Origin of the sequence: Mycobacterium sp. E1386, from assembly GCF_001672745.1 — a bacterium.
Lineage (GTDB): Bacteria > Actinomycetota > Actinomycetes > Mycobacteriales > Mycobacteriaceae > Mycobacterium.
On record NZ_LZKH01000261.1, the window covers coordinates 58290 to 78152 of the forward strand.

Genomic DNA, 19863 nt, shown 5'->3' on the forward strand with positions numbered 1-19863 from the left:
TACATCACAGGAGCAAGTACCGTGGCGGACAAGGTGGCACGCGTGGCAGTCATCTCGACGGGCGGCGTGGGAAGCATCGCGTTGCGAGCGATCAACCGCCGCGCGCACCTCGACCTGGTCGGCGTATGGGTGCATAGTCCGGGCAAGGCTGGGCGCGACGCGGGTGAGGTCGTCGGGCTCGGCCCGATTGGCGTGACGACCACCGCCGACCTGGCCGACATCATCAAGCTCAAGCCCGACTGTGTCGTCTACGCGGCCGCCAGCGAAGAGATGGACGCGGCCGCGGTTCGCGACTATGTCCGATTCCTGCAAGCGGGCATCAACGTCGTCACGACCAACACGCCGGGAATGATGTTTCCCGACAGATGGATTCCCGACTTGGCCGACCAGGTACGAGCCGCGGCGCTGGCCGGGGGCGTCACGATCTACACGTCGGGTATCGAACCGGGATTCGCCGGCGACCAGTTCGCCGTCATACTGTCGACTTTGTCCAACACCATCCGTTCGGTTCGCGCCCAGGAGATTTTCGACTACTCGGCCTATCCCAACGAGTATCTGATGTTCGACGCCATGGGCTTTGGCCGGCCGCTCAATTTCACACCGCTCCTGGAGCTGGAGGGTGCACAGCAGTTCGCCTGGGGACCTCCAATCGGTCTGGTGGCGCGGGCCCTCGGCGTCGAGCTCGACACCATCACCGAAAGCTACGAGCGCGTCGCGACGCCAAGGGATTTACACGTGGCATGCGGGTTGATTCCGGCCGGTACCTGTGGCGCGGTGAGAGCCGAAACCACCGGGGTGGTCAATGGCCGCCCCGTCATCAGCATCGAGCACATCAACCGCATGGCTCCCGACCTGGCGCCGGAGTGGGCGTCGGCGCCACATGGCACCTACCGCATCGTCATCGAGGGCGAACCACACATCCACTGCGATCTTCGCTTCGGCACCGAAGGCACCGCAGCATCGGCGAACGACAACGCGATGGAGGCGACTGCCATGCGGGTGGTCAATGCCATACCGTATGTCATCGATGCGGCCCCCGGCATCGCGACGTCATTGGACCTGCCGATCACCGCGCCCCGCAACGCGGTGGATGTGAGCTAGACGGTAAACATCGGGCCGCGGGATCGAAGCGATGCAGGAAGCGGCCGAGTCCTACTCGCATCCCCAGTACGGCTTCAGCAAGCAACTGATTCCGAATGCCGTCACAATGCCCGAAGATGTCGCCAACGCGGTTGCGTGGCTGGCCTCAGATGAGTCGAGATTCGTCACGGCAGCCGCGATTTCCGTCGATGTCGGGGTTGCCCAGGCGTAGCAGGACCGCGCTCAGTTCGGCCGGTCGGGCAAAAAACGGTGAGTGGCCACCGTCCAACTCGATGACGCGAGCCCCGATCCGATCGACCGCATTGCGCCGGGCCCAGGACTCGCCGACCGCGCGGTCATCCCGCATCAGCACGTAATCCGAAGGGGTGTCGGGCCAGCGGTCGATCGGGCAACGTTCGATGAACACGGTGAAGGATTGGTGTCGCAATTCTTCGAACGCTTTCCGCGCCAGCGGTTCTGGACAGTCATGGTAAAAGCCCTCCCACACCGACTCCCATCCCAGACCGAACGGTCCGGCACCGCGTTCTTGCGGCTCTGGAAAGGCGATCGCATCGGGGTTGGCGGCCAGGTGGTCGGCGAACGACTGTCCGGGCACGGGCAGGAGGCCGCCGACGAAGACCATTTTTTGCACCGGGTAGAGCGTGGCGATCACCGGTGCGCACAATCCCGAGAGCGAGTGTGCCACGACGACGATATCTTCGGCTATGTCGGAGGACGCGGTACCACCGACCCGGGCTTCCTCGATCGCGTCGATCGCCACGCGCGCCCATTCCAGGGCACCCGCCGAGTCGTCGTCGACCGGCAGATCCGGCGCAACGACCCGATGACCGCGCCGCGCGAGTTCCACCGCGACCCTGTCCCAGCATGAGCCATAATGCAGGCCGCCGTGCAGCAACGCGAACAGCGTCATGTTCGAGTGGACGAGAGTCGAGTGACGATCTCAGGTCCGGCCAACGGCAACCCGATGACACCGGGGGCCGCGGCGACCACACGAGGAATGGCATTCACCGCCGCCATCGCGGTGGCCGATATTCCGGGATTTATCCGGTTGTGCTCGGACGGCTCGAGGTACAGTTCCAGGCTCATACTTGGGTCGCCCTCAACACGAAAGACCATGCCGCCCTGCCCTTCGCGCGAAGGCCTGGGCCAGTGTTCGGGCCACGGGGTCGAAGTCACGGTAGCGAAGTATTGCACTGCCACCGCTTTCCGGTCATCGACAACTCCAGAGAGTTGCCAACGGTGCCCGCAAATCGTGCCCGACGGCACCACCCCGAGGGCCGTAGGCAGGTCGGCCGGAGCCAGCAATGTCTCCCAGTCGAGCTCTACACGGTCGAGGTCGATTCCGAGCACATCGGCGAGATAGCGCACGACCGTCTCCCAGTCATGCCTTACCTTGCCCGAAGCTATGCGGACCGGCGTGTGGCCGTCCGGCTTCCCGAAACCCATCGACTCATGCAGCACATCCCAGATTGGATAGGCCTTGTCCAAGTCCAGCGCGTACTCATCCATCCGGTACGAATCCACGGTACCGGCCCCGGAGAGAAGGGCGGTAGGAAGATTGAGGCTGATGAACCCCGGCTCGCTACCGGTGGCATAGAACGTTGAGTTGCCCCGTCTGGCAGCCGAATCGAGCGCGGCACGCCAGTGCTGCGGTGCGGCGGGCGGGTACACCATCGGAATGGCCGAGATAGTGACGACGTTGATCCCCGACTCCAGCAGCGTGACAATGTCCGCGATCGCATCGTCTTCGCGGCGGACCGCGGTCGCGCAGTAGCACACGCAGTCAGGTTTCAGTGCAATGACTTCCGCGATATCGCCGGTGGCCTGCACACCCACTTCAGCCACACCGCAGAGCCGGCCCGCATCGACTCCGACCTTGCCGGGCGAGGAAACGCGCACGCCCACGAGATCCAGTGCTGGATCGAGAATCTCGGCCCGCAGCGCTTCACTGCCGGTGAGCCCCGTCCCAATGTGCGCGACTCGATAGCGCGCGGATGCGCGGTCAATCATCATCGTTCCCTTCGGGAATCACTCTGTGATCCTCTGTGCATGTGGCTCACTTGTAGAAAGGTCCCGCTTTACCCGACTGCTCCAGATGCCCATAAGGGCCGCAAAGGAGATCGGCGTTAGTGCCCGATTGAATGGTGGCGAGGGTCAGGACGACGGAAGCCAGATACGCGGCCCCGAACAGTCCCCACCCCACCCTGCGCACCAACGGCGACCCATTGGTCTCGAGCGGGTGGACACAAGGCGAATGGGTTGTCGAATCGACGGCTTCCGTCACATCACAGCCTCACCGGCAGCGTGGCCCAGCCGCGGACACTCGTGGTGTGCGCATGCTTTGCCTTCTCGTGGTCGACTTCCCAGTCCGGCCACCGTGACAGCACCTCTTCGAGCGCGACCTTGGCCTGCACCCGGGCAAGCGCGGCACCAAGACAGAAATGAATGCCGTGGCCGAAAGACAGATGAGCCGCCTTCCGGTGGATGTCGAACCTGTCCGCGTCGGGGAACTGGCGCTCGTCGCGATTCGCCGACCCGTTCAGCAACAACATCACGGATCCCTCGGGGACCCGTTGCCCGTAGAGCGCTACGTCGCGGGCCACGTAGCGGCCCTGCACCGGTGACGGCGCCTCATAGCGCAGAATTTCCTCGACAGCACCGGGAATCAAACTGAAATCGGCCGCCAGCTCACGGCGCTGATCCGGGTGGTCCGACAACAGTGCGCCGGCGAACCCGATCAAGCGGGTCGTCGTCTCGTTGCCGGCGCCCGCGACGGTGCCGGTATAGGTGAGCACCTCCGCGCGGGTAAGGCGGCGACGGGTACCGTCGGGCTCCTCCAGTTCGGCGTTGACCAACTCAGTCATCAAATCGTCGGACGGATGCTCATAGCGCCAGTCGATGAACTCTTCGAGCAGTCGTGACTGGCGCGTCATCATGTCGTCGAAGACCTGCTGGGGCGCGCTTTGTTTCAGCTCGAGTAGCTTGTCCGTGTTTCGTCGTATCGAGGCCTGGCTCTCTTCGGGGATCCCGAGGAGATAGCCGATGGTTCGCATCGGCATCAAGGCGCCCAGGTCCGCGATGAAGTCGAAGGTGTCTTCTCCGATCAGCGGCTCGAGCGCGCGACGGCAGAACTCGCGAGCCAGCGGCTCGATAGCCGCCATTCGCCGCGGCGTAAACACTCCAGAGAGCAGCCTGCGATGAGCATCGTGGATTGGTGGGTCCTCGAACAGAATCACGCCTGGGGGGATATCGACACCGTTCAGTATGACTTCGATGATGGTGCCTTTGCCTGAGCGGTAGTCACGCCAATTCACCAGTTCGCGCGCGACATCCTCGTACCGGCTCAGCGCGTAAAAGCCGTACTTCTCGTTGTGGTAGAGCGGCGCGTCGTCCCGCAGTCGCTTCCACACCGGGTACGGGTTGTCGTCAATCTCGAAGTCGAACGGGTCATAGTAGGGCTCGGCGTCCACGGTATGTGTCACGCGGCGGTCCTTCCTCCCTCGCGCCGAGAAACACCCTCGACCGAACGAGAATATGCGTTCACGTGAAACGCAAACAAGCCTTTCGGCAAGTTCGCCAGACGTCAGCCGGACGGCTCCGCAGGACTCGCGCTGTTGCCGTTGATGACTGGCATGTTCGTCCACGCGCCACGATCGTCGCGATACCATCCCGCGGCGGCCAGCGCGCCACCGTCGGCATGCACCACGGTCCCTGACACCCATGCCGCCAACGGGCTCGCCAGGAACAGTATGCAGCCCGCGATGTCTTGCGGGGTTCCAAAGCGACCCAGCGGAATCCAACGCGGAATATTGTGTCTCTGCGATGGGTGAATCATGCGGTCCAGCGGCACCTGGGCGCTATCAGTGGTTTCCGGCGCCACGGCATTCACCCGGATGCCCTCTGGGCCCAGCTCGAGGGCGAGGCTCATCGTAAAGCCAGTCACCGCCGCCTTGAAGGCTCCGTACACCGCGAACTGCGGTATGCCCCGGAAGCCCTCGATCGACGAGACGTTCGTGATACTGGCACCGCCGGCGGCGGCACGCAGCAGTGGCAGCATGGCCCGGCTTACCAGGAAGATGTGCTTGAGGTTGACGCGGTATTGTCATCGATCTGGTCGTCGGTGAGCCGCTCGAAAGGGGTCGGCCGCGTCATGAAGTGGCCGACGTTGTTCACCAGCACGTCGAGGCGCCCGTACCGACTGCCGATGGCATCGGCGAGCGCCGACACGTCGACCGCAGCGGTCGCATCGCCGGTGACTACGAGCCCCCGGTCGCCGAGTGCGCTGCGCAGTTGCTGGGACCGTGCCTGGTCAACCTCAAGTGCGACGACCGACGCGCCCAGGTCGGCAAAGGCTTTCGCTGTCGCGTGCCCGATGCCGGCGCCGCCGCCGGTGACAAGCACCACCTTGCCATTGAAGTCGAACATTCCGCCTCCTGTTTCACCGCCGAGGCGCAAACGAGTCCGGCCTCGACGAAAACAATGATTCTCGCATGAGAGAATCGGGTATGACCGTCAGTTACGGATTCGGCCAAGGAAGCGGGTTATGAGCGACCGGCACTCCAACATCGCGGGGATGCGGATGTTGATCATCGGAGCTTCCTCGGGCGTCGGACAGGCGTTGGCAATCGCCGCCCACTCCCGGGGAGCGCACGTCGCACTCGCCGCACGACGAGTGGACATACTCTCGGAACTGGCCGATCGGCTGCACGGATCCGCATATGAACTGGACGTTTCCGAGCCGCGGGCCGTAGAGACCGTCGTCGATGAGGTCGCTACCAACTTCGGCAAGCTCGATGCGGTGGTGTTTACCAGCGCCGTGGTGCCCTTCGTGCTGATCGAAGACACCGATGTGGAGACATGGCTGCATTCCTACACCGTCAACGCCGTCGGTGCGTCCCATGTGCTGCGAGCGGCCCTCCCCCACTTGGCCGATAACGCAACGGTTATCGTCGCATCAAGCCATGACGTCGGCCGCCCCCGCGCCGGTGTAGCGGCCTACCACGCGAGCAAGGCCGCGCTCGACGAGATAATGCGGTCTTGGCGGGCCGAGCATCCCGAATTAGCCGTGATCCGGGTTAGCGTCGGCCCCACTTGTGACACTGAGATCCTGCGCGGAGCCGACCGTGATCTACTGGCCGACCTGTACCGGTCCTGGGCGCGAGCGGGCCAGATCCCCGACGAGATGTCCACGGTGGACGACGTGGCCAACGCAATGCTTTCCCTGATCGCCATTTCACGCGCGAATCCCACCGTCGTCAGCGAGATTGTGCATCTTGCGCCGCGAATCGGCAAGACTCGGTGACGATCACCAGACGGCGAAGGGCTGGCGACTGAATGGATCTTGGTTTCGAGGGCGCCACAGCGGTCGTGACCGGCGGCAGCAAGGGGATGGGCCTCGCGATCGCAGAGAGTCTCGCGGCCGAAGGTGCCTCCGTGGCGATCATGGCGCGCGGCCAGGCGACGCTGGACTCGGCCGCGAGGCAAATCCGCGCGGCGGGGGCACCCGAAGTACTGACCATCAGCGTCGACATGTCCGATGCCGATTCCATTGAGTCGGCCTTTGCCTCCATTGGTCATGCGTGGAACACCCTGAACGTGCTGGTGCACACCGTTGGTCCGAATGCCGGTGCGTTTGAAGACCTGGACGATGACGACTGGCGCTCCGCATTCGATCTCGGCACCCTGTCCGCCGTGCGCTCCGTCAGGGCCGCATTGCCGCTGTTGAGATCGGCCGAGTGGGCTCGAATCGTCACCCTGTCTGCGCATTCGATCCAACGACAGAACCCTCGCCTGGTCGCCTACACTGCAGCCAAGTCAGCACTTGCGAGCTTCACCAAGAACCTATCCAAAAGCCTTGGTGCCGAGCGTATTCTGGTCAACTGCGTGTGCCCGGGGACGATCGTCACGGCGAGCTTCACCGAGATCCTGCGCGATGTGCTGGCCGTCGACGGGTTGGACGCATCGGATCCGGAGCACGTGATGAGGTGGGTGGAGAAGACGTACGGCCATCCGTGTGACATCGGGCGCGCCGGGCTACCCGAGGAGATCGCATCCGTCACCACTTATCTGGCGTCGCGGCGAAACGGCTACGTGACGGGTGCCACTGTGAACGTCGACGGCGGGTCGGACTTCATCTGACCGTAGATCAGCTCTTCGTCGGCAGAGCTTCTTCGGGGTTCTCGGCCCACTGCGCCCGATGGCGGCCCATGGTCATCGCGCCGTTCCAGCCGCCGTCGGTCCACAGCACCTCGCCGCCCACATAGCTCAGCCGCGGGCTGCCGAGGCAGATCAGGGGCCAGGCCTGTTCCTCGGGGGTGGAGTACCGCAGATTGACGTCGAGCCGCTTCGCCGAGGGTCGCGGACCGGACCGGTCAGGAACTCGCCTGCGACTCGACAGGAGCCGCCGCGAAAGCATGCTCCATTTCGTCAAAGATGCTGCCGGGCACGAATATCTCCGATGGGTCCAGGATACGGTCGAGGTTGGCCGCCACGTCCTCGGCGTCGAAGGCGCCGTCGCCGCCGAACCAGCCACGGGTCACACCGATCTGCAGCGCAGCTACCCTTCCCCGGAATGCACTCAGGACCCTGTGCGTCAGTGTGCAGTGCTCGCTGGCGAGGTAGGCAACGACCGGGGCCACTTGATCGAGCCGCAGCGTCTCCAGGAAGGCCCGCGCATCGGGCGTGCGGCCGGCATCCCCCATGAGCGCCATGGCCATCCGCGTGTCGCCCATCGGCATGATGGCGTTGGCGTGTATTCCGAACGCCGCACCCTCGAGCGCCGCGACGTTCATCAACCCGAGCATCCCCGTCTTGGCCGTGGCGTATCCCGTTAACCCCGGCTGCCCGAAAACCCCCGCCGCGGAGGAAACGAACACCAGTCGGCCGTATCCGGCGTCCCGCATCACCGCGAAACCCGGCCGGATGACGTGAAAGGCGGCCAACACGTGGTGGCGCAGCAGCGCCTCGAAGCGTTCGGTCGGCCAGTCCGGCAACGGGTCGTCGTGGATGATGCCGGCGTTGGCGACGATCGCGTCCAATCGTCCGAATTCGCTGACGGCCAGGTCGACCGCGTCCCGCCCCCCTTGTTCGGCGCTGGCGTCCGAGGCGCACGCCACCGCCCGCCCTCCCGCGGCGCAAATTGCGGCGGCGACGTCATCAGCCGGGCCCGGATCGCCTCCACTTCCGTCGGTTTCGGCGCCATTGTCGTGGACCACCACCGCGGCTCCGCGACGGGCAAATTCATGGCAATACGCCTCCCCGAGTCCGCGGGCACCGCCGGTCACCAGGACGACGCGATCGGCGAACGAGATCAATTTCGGCCTCCTGCAGACAGTTATGTTGTGGGCACAGCGCCGCGTTCGGTCCAGTGCGCGACGAACGGGGTGATCGTCGACAGGTCGTAGAGACCCGGCTCAGCCGCAATCACGGCCGGGATTGCGTTGATGGCGTGCATGGCGGTGGCCAGGCAGCCTTGCTCGGCGTGATCCTCCCCGTGCGAGCCTATGACGAGATGAAAACTCATGTTGGGCTTGCCCTCGAACGCCACCTGATAGCCAATCTCCGTCGGCCACTGCGGCGCCAGGTCGTCGGCCATCCTGGTGAGATGCTCTACCGCAAGCGTGGTTTCGCCGCAGTTGACCACCACGCCGAAGCGCATCGCCCCGACCGTACCCGCGGGAATGTCCCCGGCAGCCACCGTTAAGGGCCTTGGCGTCGTCGCGACTTCCCGAAATCCCTCGACGGACCGGATCTCGAGTCCGAGGGCCTGCGCGAGTATCGTCGCGCTGCCGATCCATGCGCTTGCTGCGTAGTCGGTGTTGGTCAGCAGCGGAGTGGTGTCATCGGGTGCATGCCCGAAACCCATGGCGTTGAAAATCAGGTCGTGGCTGGCGTAGGTCGAGTAGTTCAGCACCTCCCGGACATTGATCCGGTCGGCGCGCTCGGTGAGCCGGGACAAGATCGGGACCAGCGACTCGCCGACGAAGCCCGGGTAGAGGCCTAGCCCGAGAAATGACGAACCGCCTGCACGACAGGCCTTTTCAATTCCGTCGGCCAGCGATTCGTGCAGCGAGCGGGGATGCACGAACCGGCTGCCGGTGGCCACCACGCTCTTGCCCGACGCCAAAAGATCGCAGACGTCGGCGAAGCAGCCGGGCGTATCGATTTCCACCTTGCCCATGTAGAGCACCACATCGGCATCGGTAGCGATGACGGCGTCCCGATCAGCAGACGTCAGCACCCCCGCTTCCGCGACCCCGCACAGGGTGCCCGCGTCGAGGCCGGCTTTTGCCGGGTCGTAGACGCGCACCGCGACGAGTTCCAGGTCTGGGCGGCCCAACACATGGCGCAGCGCCATCATTCCGGTCACCCCGGTCGCCCATTGGATCACGCGAGTCATGTCGGCCGGTCCGTTCAATCCCAGACCACGTCGAGACGCGGCGGTGAACGGAACATCGTGCCGCTCACATAGGGGGGCGGGGCGTCGGGGTCGAGCCGCAGCCCCGGCAATTCGTCGAACAGCGCGTTGAAGAACTTGGTGCTCTCCAGCCGGGCCAGGTGCATCCCGAGGCACAAGTGCGCACCGTGGCCAAACCCGATGTGCGGCTTGCGTTCCCGGAAGATATTGAAGGTTTCGGGGTCCGGCCAGCGCGTCTCGTCGTGATTGGCACTGCCCAGGTTCACCATCATCGTCGATCCCCTCGGGATGTCGAGCCCGAAGAACTCGGTGTCAGTGGTGACCTCCCGGATGAAATTCAGCAGCGGCGTCTCCCACCGGATGCCCTCCTCGATCGCCTGGGGCAAAAGACCGCGATCGGCGCGCACGGCGTCGAGCTGGTCGGTGTGGGTCAACAGGGCCAGCGCGAGGCTCGCTGTCGATCGCGACGTGGTCTCCGCTCCGGCGGGCAGGAGATTGCGCATGAACCCGTAGATCTGCTCGTCCGACATTTTGACGCCATCGATCTCGGCCTCCGACAGGATCGTCACCATGTCGTCCTTCGGCGACTTGCGCCGGTCGGCCAGCACGCCGATAAAGTACTCCTTCATCTCCGCCGACGCCTTCAAGGCGGTCTCCATGTCGGCGCGAAAGCCCAACAGGTCGATGGCCAGGCGGTGAAACTGGCCGATATCGGACTCCGGTAACCCGAGCAGCGCCGCAATGACCCGAACCGGGATGGGCATGAACACCGCCGCTACCAAGTCCGCACGCTTGTCGTCGCGAATCTTCGCGATCGTGCGGTTCACCAGCGGCCCGACGAGTTCGGTGTCCCAGCGTTTCATCGAGGACTTGGCGAACGCAAACTCGTGCAATCTGCGGTAGGTCGCGTGCTCGGGCTCCTGCATCTCCAGGATCGTCGGACCCTGCAGCGGCCGCACCATATCCTCGTAGATCCGGGTGCTGAACGTGGCGTTGTCGGTGAACACGGCCTTGACGGCGTTGAACGAGTAAGCCGTGAAGGTCTTCTTGCCGTCGGGCCCGTCGCAGGGAACCCCCATTTCCGGCCAGCCCGGGTGAACGGCCGCCTTTTGACGCAGCTCGCGCAAGAGCGGGTACGGGGTCGCGTCGCCGTCGGCGCCCATCCCGGCGTTGAACTTCTCCTGCGCCTCGCGGATGCGCTGCTCGATGTCGTCGTCAACCTTCGGCTCCGCCACACGCCACCTCATCAGCCATCAACCTACATGTTGTCGGTTGCAAAGCTACATGATGTAGGTTGAATGAACCAGAAGGCTTACATCGCGAAACCGCAACCTGGAGCGTTCGATTGGTTACTCGAGTCGTGCAGTGGGCGACCGGCGCCGTGGGCCGGGCCGCACTGCAGGAACTGATCGAGAATCCCCATTATCAACTCGTCGGCGTGCTGGTTTACGACCCGGCGAAAACGGGACTCGACGCCGGCGCCCTTTGCGGTCTCCCGCCGACGACCGGCGTGATCGCGACGGCGGACAAGGACGCGATCGTCGCACTGGGCGCCGACGTCGTCGTGCACACGGCCAGCAAGGCACACGTCATCGAGACGAACGCCGAGGACATCTGCCGCCTATTGGCCGCTGGGAGCACCGTCATCACGACCACGTCGTACAACCACCTACCCACCTACGGTGCGGAGACCGAATCGGCGTTCGCCGACGCCTGCCGGCAGGGCGGGTCACGGTTCCACGCCGCGGGCGAGAACCCCGGCTTCATGTTCGAGCGGCTCATCGCCACGGTGACGGGGCTGAGCAAGACGATCGACCGCATCGATCTCTACGAGGCGACCGACGTTTCGGCCGTGGATAGCCGGCCGATGCTGGTCGACCTCATGGGCATGGGCAGACCACCGGAAGACGTCAGCGTCGACTCCCCGATCATCAAGAAACTCGACATGGCCTACCGCCAGGCGCTCAATGCGACGGCCGACGTCCTCGGGATCACCCTGTCGCACATCGACGTGGCGGTCGACGCCACCACACTGCCGCACGACATCGAGGTACTCGCCGGCACGATCGAGGCTGGAACGGTTGTCGGACAGCGATTCTCGTGGGTCGGACACTGGTCGGGCCTCCCGCTGCTGGCCATTCACGAGGAATGGGTCCTCACCCGCGACCTCCCCCAGTGGGGCATGGCTCCGCTGAGGCCCGGCGAGAAGGCGCCCCTGATCCGGGCGGTCATCAAAGGACAGCCGAGCTTCGAACTCCAGCTCGACGTGGGGTTCGATGACTCGGCTCAGCCCGGGCAGCACGCCATGCCGGGCCACCTGATGATCGCGATGGGCGCGGTTCGCGCGATTCCGTACGTGCTCGCCCAACCGCCCGGCATCGTGACCGCACCGGTATTCGGCGCGATCCAGCTAGCGTGAGGCGCGCGCGACCGCGCGGGCAATGTGGTCGCTTGGCGCCGCGTGGAAGACGTGCGCACTGCCGTCCGGTAGGACCCTGCGGGCAACGAGATAATCGGATCCCATCCAGCCCTGCCGGATAAACCGGCCGAACCGCAGGAAGGTCCCGGGAGCGCCGCTGGCCGACGGGATCAGCTTGACCTGCTCGATCCCGTTCTTCACTCCCTCCCCGGTGAGCGGACGGGCCGCCGCGAGGCCGCGCACGATCACGGTGGCCGCGTCGTGCGACAGCCCGGGCATCGAGTGTCCGGGCCGACGACCGTATCTGGCTTCGAAGCGGTCGAGAAAGGCCTGACCGACTGGGTTGCGCTCGTCGTAGCTGTCCAGACCGATCCAGCCCGACAGCTGCCGCCTCCACTCCGCGTTGATGTGCGCCATTTCGAAGGCCGTCGTCGTGTACCGCGGGGGGTCCCAGCCCGCCGCCAGCAGCGCGTCCGTAAACCCCCAGAGACCGTGCCCAAATCCCACGTGCACCAGAGCGTCGGGGGCGGCTGCGCGCAACGCGGCCACCGCCTCCGACTTATCAGCCTCCACCTGGGGAATCGCCACGGTGCCAACAATTTTCAGACCCGCGGCGTCGTAAGCCCGCTCGGCGAACGTGAGGTACTCCTTTCCGATCAACGACGACTCGTAGGCAATCGCGATCCGCGACCGGCCATCACCGATCATCACCGCGGCCAACATCACCGGCTCCTCCGGCATCGAGCCGTTGTTCAACGCGAAGCACCAATCGCCCAGGGCACCCTCCGACCCCGACAGGGTGACGATCGGAACCCGAGCGGTGGCCTCGACGTGGGAACGCAGCGGCACCACATTGTCCGATACCCACGGGCCGTAGATGGCAAGACAGCCCTCGGCCACCAGCTCGTCGAAGGCCCTCTCCACCGCGGCGTAGGTACCGTTGGGCAAGCCGACCACGTTGCGCATGCAGAGTTCGATCGGCCGATCGACCAGCCCGGACGAGACGGCTTCGTCCATCACCAGGCGCAGCGCGTCGACGCTGTCGTTGTCGGTGTCCCCGGTAGTCGGATAGTCGTTCAGCAGGCCGACTTTCAGGGGAGCAACCGACCCGTATGCGCGAACCTCGTCGTCTGGCATAGCGGCAACATACCGGATGAAGGTTGTCCGCGCCGATGCCATCCTTTCCGCGAACCGGAAACGATGGTTTACGTAACCGGCATATCTGCCCTTTCGGGGTGTACCTTGCGAGGGGGGCCGCCCGAAGGAGACGCAATGACGCTCGCATCACCGCTGGAATCATGTGCATCGACACCCGAGAAGAAGTATCGCGTGATCCAGTGGGGCATGGGCAATGTCGGGACTCTGGCGCTGCGCCACTTCGCACACAACCCGCTCTACGAAGTCGTCGGAGTGCTCTGTAATCGTCCGGAGAAGGTCGGCAAAGACGCGGGCGAGCTCGTCGGGGTAGCGCCGATCGGCGTGCTCGCAACCACCGACAAGGCAGCCCTGGAGGCCCTCGATGCCGACTGCGTTTTCTATGCGCCACTGTGGTCGGACGTCGACGAGATCTGCCGCCTGCTCCGCGGCGGGAAGAGCGTCGTCGCCTCGGGCGGAGCGTGGTGGCATCGGACCGAAACCAACGGCGCGGACATCGACAAGATCGAAGCGGCGTGCCAAGCCGGCGGTACCTCGTTCCACGGAGGCGGGATTCACCCCGGATACGCGGCGGACCTGCTCGTCCTGACGCTGGCGCGGATCGTCGGCAAGACTGACCACATCCACATCTACGAGGCGGTGAACTTCAACAAGGACACGTTGAAGTACTTGGACGAGATGGGTTTCGGCAAAACCCCGGCGGAGTTCGCGAAGGGCAATCTCTTCCAAGACGCGTGGTCGTTGTTCGCGCAGTCCCTGACCATGGTGGTCGAGGGGCTGGGCAAAACGGTGGAGAAGTTCACGACGGATGTGGAGCTGGGCACCGCCACCCGCGACATCCCCTATGAGGGAACGCCGGACATGGACATGCCGGGCCTCAAGGGTGTGATCAAGGAGGGCACAGTCGCATCCCAGCACCACCTCTGGACGGCGTGGGTGGACGGCAGGCCGTTCATCACGCTGCACGAGCTCTACTCGTTCATCGAACACGACGCCATCGATCCGAAGCCTGATTGGGAACCGTACTACCACTACCGCGTGGTGATCGAGGGCGACCCAGGAACCGAGCTGATCCTGCGGGGCAGCCAGGAAGCCCGAGAGCACGCGAAGCCCGGCTACATCGGCTATGCCTGGACGGCGATGGAACCCGTGAACTCCATTCCCGCAATCTGCGATGCGCCGCCGGGTTTCAAGTCCCACACTGAACTCGGTCTCATGACGGTTCGCGGGATCGTGCGCTGAAACGACCCATCCCGACGCTCAACATTCAAGCTGAAGGTTGCTACGATCGTCGGCATGGCGAAGCGCGGCGGAGCGGACGACGATCGACGCGCCAGGGGCGAGCAGACCCGTCGCGACCTGATCGACGCGGGTCGCGAGCTGTTCGTTGAACATGGGTTCTTCAACACGAGCATCAGCGACATCGTGACGAAGTCGGGCGTCGGGACGCGCGGCGCCTTCTACCACCACTTCAAAGACAAGGCCGAGCTGTTTCGCGCCGTATTCGAAGACGTCGAAAATGACCTCACCCTCCAGTCCATCGCTGCCCCGCCACCGGGCGCGGACGCCTGGGAACGGCTCACGCGGGGTTTGCACGGATTTCTCGAAGCCGCACAGGAACCCGCGGTTCAGCGGGTGATACTCGTCGACGGACCCGTGGTGCTGGGCTGGCAAACCCTGCGCGAAATACAGCAGAGCAACAGCATCGCGCTGATCAACGAGGCGGTCCGTGAGGCGATCGCCGAGGGCAGCATCGACGATCAACCCGTCGGGGAGCTGACACACATGCTGGTCGCCGCGCTCGAGGAGGCTTCACTTCTGGTCGCACACTCCGCGAACCCCGATAGGGCGCGCCGTCGGGCCGCCAAGATCCTCGACCGGCTCCTGCTCTCGTTTGCCATCGAGCCTCGCACGATGCCACGACGCTGACCGGCGAAACGGGAGATGCGGACCCGTTTCGCCCGTTACGGAAATGCGTATTTCCGAAAACTGCAATAGTCACTCTGATTATCTGATAGCCTCGTTCTCGAATTTTGTCGCAAGGAGACACATGCAGCCCGAAGACATGATCCTGGTGAGCGTCGACGACCATCTGGTGGAGCCGCCGAACCTGTTCGAGGGCAGGCTTCCAAGCAAGTACGCGGACGAGGCGCCCCGAGTCATTCGCCGACCCGACGGCTCGGAGGTATGGATGTTCAACGATGCCATCGTCCCCAACATCGGCCTCAACGCTGTGGCGGGTCGCCCACGCGAGGAATATGGCGTCGAGCCGACCGCCTTCGACGAAATGCGCCCGGGGTGCTACGACATCCATGAGCGGATCAAAGACATGGACGCGGGCGGTGTGCTGGGATCGATGTGTTTCCCGTCTTTCCCCGGCTTCGCGGGCCGGCTCTTCGCCACCCACCCCGACAAGGACCTCGCCCTCGCCGTCACCCAGGCCTATAACGACTGGCACATCGACGACTGGTGCGGCTCGTATCCCGGGCGCTTCCTGCCCATGGGGCTGCCCGTGTTGTGGGATCCCGAATTGTGCGCCAAAGAGATCCGCCGCAACGCCGACAAAGGCTGCCACTCGGTCACCTTCACCGAGAACCCCGCAACGCTCGGATTCCCGAGCTTCCACGACGAGTATTGGGATCCCATGTGGCGGGCGCTGTCGGACACCAACACGGTGCTCTCCGTCCACTTGGGCTCCTCCGGCAAGATCACCATGACCGCCGACAACGCGCCCGTCGACGTAATGATCACCCTGCAACCGATGAACATCTGCTCGGCGGCCGCCGACCTGTTGTGGTCCCGCGTCATCAAAGAGTTTCCCGACGTCCGCTTCGCACTTTCCGAGGGCGGCACCGGCTGGATTCCCTACTTCGTCGACCGACTCGACCGAACCTACGAAATGCATCACCTGTGGACCGGCCAGGACTTTGGAAACAACCTGCCCAGTGAGGTGTTCCGCGAGCGCTTCCTGACCTGCTTCATAGCGGACCCAATTGGCGTCAAGCTACGCCATGACATCGGCATCGACAACATTGCCTGGGAGTGTGACTACCCGCACTCCGACTCGTCGTGGCCCGCGGCACCCGAGGAGCTTGCCCTGGTCATGGTGGACCTCCCGGACGACGAGATCAACAAGATCACGTATGAGAACGCATGCCGTTGGTACTCATTCGACCCGTTCCAGCACCGCACCCGAGAACAATGCACGGTCGGCGCCCTGCGCGCCGAAGCCGGTGACCACGATGTCGAGATCCGTAGTTTCGACCATGGCCGGTTCGAACGCACCGCGGGCGCGACCCTCGGCAGTATGAGCGCCAAGCTCGATGTCTGACAACGAACAACGCCCGTTGCGAGTAGCGGTCGTGGGCGCCTCCTCGGGTCTGGGCCGGTGCATCGGAATCGGGCTCGCACACCGGGGCGCGCACGTTGCGCTGTTGGCGCGTCGATACGACAGGTTGGTCGACGCGGCCAAGGAAGCGGGCAACGGAGCCGTGGCCGTGGCGTGCGACGTCACCAGTGCCGACACCTGCCACGAGGCGATGTCCGAAGTGGTCGGCGCGCTGGGCGGTCTTGATGCCTTGGTGTACACGACCGGCATGGGCGTCCTCGCGCCACTGCGCGAGGTGACGGCGGAACAATGGGCGCAGCTGTTCGCCACCAACGTCATCGGGGCTTCGCTGGTCACGGCGGCCGCGGCGCCACACCTGGCCGCGACGGCGGGCTCGGCCGTATACCTGTCGTCGCTGAGTGCGTCCTATACAACTCCGTGGCCGCTGCTCGGAGCCTATGCCGTGACGAAGGGTGCGTTGGACAAGCTCGTCGAGGCGTGGCGCATCGAACATCCTGAGATCGGTTTCACCCGCCTCGCGGTGGGCGACAGCCTCGGCGGCAGCGGTGACGCGCAGACCGAGTTCAACAAGGCCTGGGATCCCGACGCGTTGGAGACGGCCATCCGATATTGGATGGAGAACAAGTACATGCTTGGCGGGTTGATTGACGTCGAGCATCTGACCGATGTAGTCAATTCCGTGATCCGTTGCGGGAGTAGCAGTTTCATCCCCTACCTGACCCTTGCCCCGCGCACCTCCGACGCAGTGAAGGAACTTCGCAAATGGTGAACCATGAACCGCGAATGCTGATCGACGGCAAGCTCGTCGAATCCGAGACCGGGCGACATTTCGAAAACGTCAACCCGGCGACCGAGGAGGTCCTGGGCACCACCAGCGACGGTACCCGCGCCGACATGGGCCGAGCTATCGCCGCTGCGCGTCACGCGTTCGACCACACCGAGTGGTCACGCAACGGCGAGGCCCGCGCAGCCGGACTGCGCCAACTACAGACAGCACTCGAAGCCGAACGCGAGGACTTGCGCACCGAACTCGTCGCCGAAGTGGGCTGTCCCGTGTTATCGACCTATGGACCGCAGCTAGACGTGCCACTCAATGAAGCCCTGACCTGGCCGGCCGACATGATCGATCAATTCGCTTGGAAGCGTTCGCTCCCCGCCAAGGATGCGTTCGGACTGGGCAGCCTGACGAGCCGCGAGGTCTGGAAGGAGCCGATCGGCGTCGTCGGCGTCATCACACCGTGGAACTTCCCCTTCGAAATCATTCTCAACAAGATCGGCCCCATCCTCGCGATGGGCAACACCTGCGTGCTCAAGCCCGCCCCGGATACCCCGTGGAACGCCACCAGGATCGGCCGCATCGTCGCCGAGCAGACGGACATCCCGCCGGGTGTGATTAACATCGTCCCATCATCTGACCACCTGGTTGGCGAGGTGATTTCGACGTCACCGCTGGTCGACATGGTGGCGTTCACCGGCTCGACGGCGGTCGGAAGACGCATCATGGCTGACGCTGCCCAGACACTCAAGTCCACCTTCCTCGAGCTCGGTGGCAAGTCCGTATACCTGGTCCTCGACGAGGACGGTGATATCGGCGGCCCGGTGGGCGGCAGCGCGTTCATCTGCATGCATGCCGGTCAGGGATGCGCGATGCCCACACGCCTGCTGGTGCCCAACTCGCGTTACGACGAAGCGGTCGAAATCGTCAAAGCCGCAATGGAAAAGACCAACTACGGCGACCCCACTGATCCGTCGGTGCTACAGGGACCCTTGGTCTCGAGAAAGCAGCAGGACCGGGTCCTCGGCTATATCGAGAAAGGCAAGCAGGAAGGCGCCCGGCTGGTGACCGGAGGCGGCGTGCCCAAGCACCTGCCGAAAGGCTATTTCGTCGAGCCGACCGTGTTCGCCAACGTCGACAACAAGATGACAATCGCGCAAGAGGAGATCTTTGGACCTGTGCTGTCGGTCATCGGATTCGACGACGACGACGAGGCGGTGCGAATTGCCAATGAATCGATATACGGCCTCTCCGGCGTCGTCTTCGCCAACGACCTCGAACGCGCCAAATCCGTGGCGAGCCGGATCAGAACCGGCACCTTGGGCATCAACGGCGGCCTCTGGTACGGCGCGGACGCGCCGTTCGGCGGTTACAAACAATCAGGCGTCGGCCGGCAGTGCGGCATCGAGGGCCTCGAAATCTTCACTGAGACAAAGACCGTCGGCTGGCCGGCCGCCTGACTCCCAACGAGAGAAGCGACAATGAAGTCCAAAGCAGCGGTGTTGCGTGGTGTGGGCCTGGATTGGGAAGTCACGGAGGTCGAGCTGGACCCACCGCATGCGGGCGAGGTTTTGGTCAAGATGGCCTACGCGGGCATCTGTCACTCAGACGAACACTTCTATACCGGTGACAGTGTTCCGACCGCGGAGATGGAAGAGATGATGCGAGCATCAGGCATTCCGGTGCCTGAATGGTTCCCCATGCTCGGCGGCCACGAGGGCGCCGGCGTCGTCGAAGCGGTGGGCCCAGAGGTGAAGACGCTCAGGCCCGGCGACCACGTGGCTGTCTCCTTTCTCCCGGCCTGCGGCAGTTGCCGGTGGTGCGTCACCGGCCACACCTACCTGTGCGACGTGGGCGCCGACATCTACAGCAAAGCGATGACCACCGACGGTACCCGGCGTCGCCACCTCGGCGGTGAAGACCTCATGGCGATGATGCAGGTCGGCACCTTCTCCGAGTATGTGGTGGCGTCCGAGCGTTCACTGGTCAAGGTGCACGACTGGATCCCCCTGGAGGCCGCCTCGCTGGTGTCCTGCGGCGTGACAACGGGATTCGGATCCGGTTCGGTAGCGGCAGGAACGCAGGCCGGTGACACGGTGGTCGTGATCGGCGTCGGCGGGATCGGCATGAATGCGGTGCAGGGCGCGAAGGTCGCGGGAGCCAAGCACATCGTCGCCGTAGACCCCAACCAATTCAAACGGGAGATGGCACCGACCTTCGGTGCGACGCATGCCGCCGGCGACGCCGGTGCCGCATTGGAAATGGTCAAAGAGATCACGTGGGGCGTGATGGCCGACCGGGTCGTCCTCACCCCGGGTGTGGTGCCGGTAGACCTGGTATTCACCGCGATGATGTTGTTACGCAAAGGCGGAACCTGCGTGCTGACGGGGATGGCGAAGCTCACCGAAATGATGGTTCCACTGCTCCTCGCGGACATGGTTAGCTCTTGCAAGACCCTCAAAGGCACGCTCTACGGTGAAATGAATCCGCGCGAAGCCATGCCCAGGCTGCTGTCGATGTATGAGGCGGGCGTGATCAAGCTCGACGAACTTGTCACCCAGAAATACAAGCTCGACGACATCAACGAGGCCATGAAAGACCTGCGCTCCGGCAAGAACATCCGCAGCGTCATCGCGTTCGAGTGAGCC

The 19863-nt window shown here is 64.3% G+C and carries 21 protein-coding genes; 11 read left to right on the forward strand and 10 right to left on the reverse strand.

Annotation, left to right across the window (positions count from 1 at the left end; translation table 11 throughout):
• Positions 1 to 42 precede the first annotated feature (42 nt).
• Together A5709_RS26765 and A5709_RS29320 are read left to right on the forward strand one after the other, a co-directional pair.
• Positions 43 to 1101, forward strand: coding sequence for a dihydrodipicolinate reductase (locus tag A5709_RS26765; RefSeq protein ID WP_197501078.1), 1059 nt, complete (start codon positions 43 to 45; stop codon positions 1099 to 1101).
• A 31-nt stretch (positions 1102 to 1132) separates the two neighbouring features.
• Positions 1133 to 1312 carry an SDR family oxidoreductase gene (locus tag A5709_RS29320; protein ID WP_082953522.1) on the forward strand — a complete coding sequence of 60 codons (180 nt, stop codon included), beginning with the start codon at positions 1133 to 1135 and terminating at the stop codon, positions 1310 to 1312.
• Here the strand turns inward: A5709_RS29320 and A5709_RS26770 are convergent.
• From A5709_RS26770 to A5709_RS29130, 5 genes are all read right to left on the reverse strand, one after another.
• Positions 1247 to 2011: an alpha/beta fold hydrolase gene (locus tag A5709_RS26770; protein WP_068011945.1), complete on the reverse strand. Its 765-nt coding sequence runs from the start codon at positions 2009 to 2011 to the stop codon at positions 1247 to 1249. The genes A5709_RS29320 and A5709_RS26770 overlap by 66 nt on opposite strands.
• Positions 2008 to 3111, reverse strand: coding sequence for a dihydrodipicolinate reductase (locus A5709_RS26775; RefSeq protein WP_369806140.1), 1104 nt, complete (start codon positions 3109 to 3111; stop codon positions 2008 to 2010). The genes A5709_RS26770 and A5709_RS26775 overlap by 4 nt, the downstream gene beginning before the upstream one ends.
• A 275-nt stretch (positions 3112 to 3386) precedes the next feature.
• Positions 3387 to 4583: a cytochrome P450 gene (locus A5709_RS26780; RefSeq protein WP_068123695.1), complete on the reverse strand. Its 1197-nt coding sequence runs from the start codon at positions 4581 to 4583 to the stop codon at positions 3387 to 3389.
• A 101-nt stretch (positions 4584 to 4684) separates the two neighbouring features.
• A complete protein-coding gene (locus A5709_RS29125; protein ID WP_255403472.1) occupies positions 4685 to 5158 on the reverse strand; it encodes an SDR family NAD(P)-dependent oxidoreductase in 474 nt (157 codons plus the stop codon).
• A gap of 8 nt (positions 5159 to 5166) precedes the next feature.
• Positions 5167 to 5526 carry an SDR family NAD(P)-dependent oxidoreductase gene (locus tag A5709_RS29130; protein ID WP_255403473.1) on the reverse strand — a complete coding sequence of 120 codons (360 nt, stop codon included), beginning with the start codon at positions 5524 to 5526 and terminating at the stop codon, positions 5167 to 5169.
• A 118-nt stretch (positions 5527 to 5644) separates the two neighbouring features.
• On the opposite strand from A5709_RS29130, the gene A5709_RS26790 reads away from it, so the two are divergent.
• Together A5709_RS26790 and A5709_RS26795 are read left to right on the forward strand one after the other, a co-directional pair.
• Positions 5645 to 6403: an SDR family oxidoreductase gene (locus A5709_RS26790; RefSeq protein WP_068123699.1), complete on the forward strand. Its 759-nt coding sequence runs from the start codon at positions 5645 to 5647 to the stop codon at positions 6401 to 6403.
• A gap of 32 nt (positions 6404 to 6435) precedes the next feature.
• Positions 6436 to 7239, forward strand: coding sequence for an SDR family NAD(P)-dependent oxidoreductase (locus tag A5709_RS26795; protein ID WP_068123701.1), 804 nt, complete (start codon positions 6436 to 6438; stop codon positions 7237 to 7239).
• A gap of 7 nt (positions 7240 to 7246) precedes the next feature.
• Here the strand turns inward: A5709_RS26795 and A5709_RS26800 are convergent, their stop codons facing one another.
• Genes A5709_RS26800 through A5709_RS26815 form a run of 4 tightly spaced genes read right to left on the reverse strand, consistent with a single transcriptional unit; the run spans position 7247 to position 10752 of the window.
• The gene (locus A5709_RS26800; RefSeq protein ID WP_068123706.1) at positions 7247 to 7516 is read right to left on the reverse strand and encodes a hypothetical protein; all 270 of its coding nucleotides are present in this window, start codon (positions 7514 to 7516) and stop codon (positions 7247 to 7249) included.
• Entirely contained in the window at positions 7473 to 8414 is a 942-nt protein-coding gene (locus A5709_RS26805) for an SDR family NAD(P)-dependent oxidoreductase (protein ID WP_068123709.1), read from the reverse strand. Before A5709_RS26805 ends, A5709_RS26800 begins: the two co-directional genes overlap by 44 nt.
• 20 nt (positions 8415 to 8434) lie before the next feature.
• Complete coding sequence (locus tag A5709_RS26810) at positions 8435 to 9499, reverse strand: dihydrodipicolinate reductase (protein WP_068123712.1); 1065 nt, start codon at positions 9497 to 9499, stop codon at positions 8435 to 8437.
• A gap of 14 nt (positions 9500 to 9513) precedes the next feature.
• Positions 9514 to 10752 (reverse strand): cytochrome P450, encoded by a 1239-nt coding sequence (locus A5709_RS26815; RefSeq protein WP_068123717.1) that lies wholly within the window; start codon positions 10750 to 10752, stop codon positions 9514 to 9516.
• Between the two features lie 125 nt (positions 10753 to 10877).
• On the opposite strand from A5709_RS26815, the gene A5709_RS26820 reads away from it, so the two are divergent.
• Positions 10878 to 11936 (forward strand): dihydrodipicolinate synthase, encoded by a 1059-nt coding sequence (locus A5709_RS26820; protein WP_068123721.1) that lies wholly within the window; start codon positions 10878 to 10880, stop codon positions 11934 to 11936.
• On the opposite strand, the gene A5709_RS26825 is transcribed toward A5709_RS26820, so the two are convergent.
• A complete protein-coding gene (locus A5709_RS26825; protein ID WP_068008018.1) occupies positions 11928 to 13073 on the reverse strand; it encodes an ABC transporter substrate-binding protein in 1146 nt (381 codons plus the stop codon). The two genes, A5709_RS26820 and A5709_RS26825, sit on opposite strands and share 9 nt — an antisense overlap.
• Before the next feature lie 135 nt (positions 13074 to 13208).
• On the opposite strand from A5709_RS26825, the gene A5709_RS26830 reads away from it, so the two are divergent.
• From A5709_RS26830 to A5709_RS26855, 6 genes are all read left to right on the forward strand, one after another.
• Positions 13209 to 14333 carry a dihydrodipicolinate reductase gene (locus A5709_RS26830; protein ID WP_068008015.1) on the forward strand — a complete coding sequence of 375 codons (1125 nt, stop codon included), beginning with the start codon at positions 13209 to 13211 and terminating at the stop codon, positions 14331 to 14333.
• 54 nt (positions 14334 to 14387) lie between these two features.
• Positions 14388 to 15020, forward strand: a complete 633-nt coding sequence (locus A5709_RS26835) for a TetR/AcrR family transcriptional regulator (protein ID WP_068008013.1) — start codon at positions 14388 to 14390, stop codon at positions 15018 to 15020.
• 121 nt (positions 15021 to 15141) lie between these two features.
• The gene (locus A5709_RS26840; RefSeq protein ID WP_068123724.1) at positions 15142 to 16422 is read left to right on the forward strand and encodes an amidohydrolase family protein; all 1281 of its coding nucleotides are present in this window, start codon (positions 15142 to 15144) and stop codon (positions 16420 to 16422) included.
• Positions 16415 to 17209, forward strand: coding sequence for an SDR family oxidoreductase (locus A5709_RS26845; RefSeq protein ID WP_068008006.1), 795 nt, complete (start codon positions 16415 to 16417; stop codon positions 17207 to 17209). The genes A5709_RS26840 and A5709_RS26845 overlap by 8 nt, the downstream gene beginning before the upstream one ends.
• Positions 17210 to 17223: 14 nt before the next feature.
• Positions 17224 to 18675 (forward strand): aldehyde dehydrogenase family protein, encoded by a 1452-nt coding sequence (locus A5709_RS26850; protein WP_231987082.1) that lies wholly within the window; start codon positions 17224 to 17226, stop codon positions 18673 to 18675.
• Between the two features lie 21 nt (positions 18676 to 18696).
• Positions 18697 to 19860 (forward strand): NDMA-dependent alcohol dehydrogenase, encoded by a 1164-nt coding sequence (locus tag A5709_RS26855; protein ID WP_068008001.1) that lies wholly within the window; start codon positions 18697 to 18699, stop codon positions 19858 to 19860.
• Positions 19861 to 19863 lie beyond the last annotated feature (3 nt).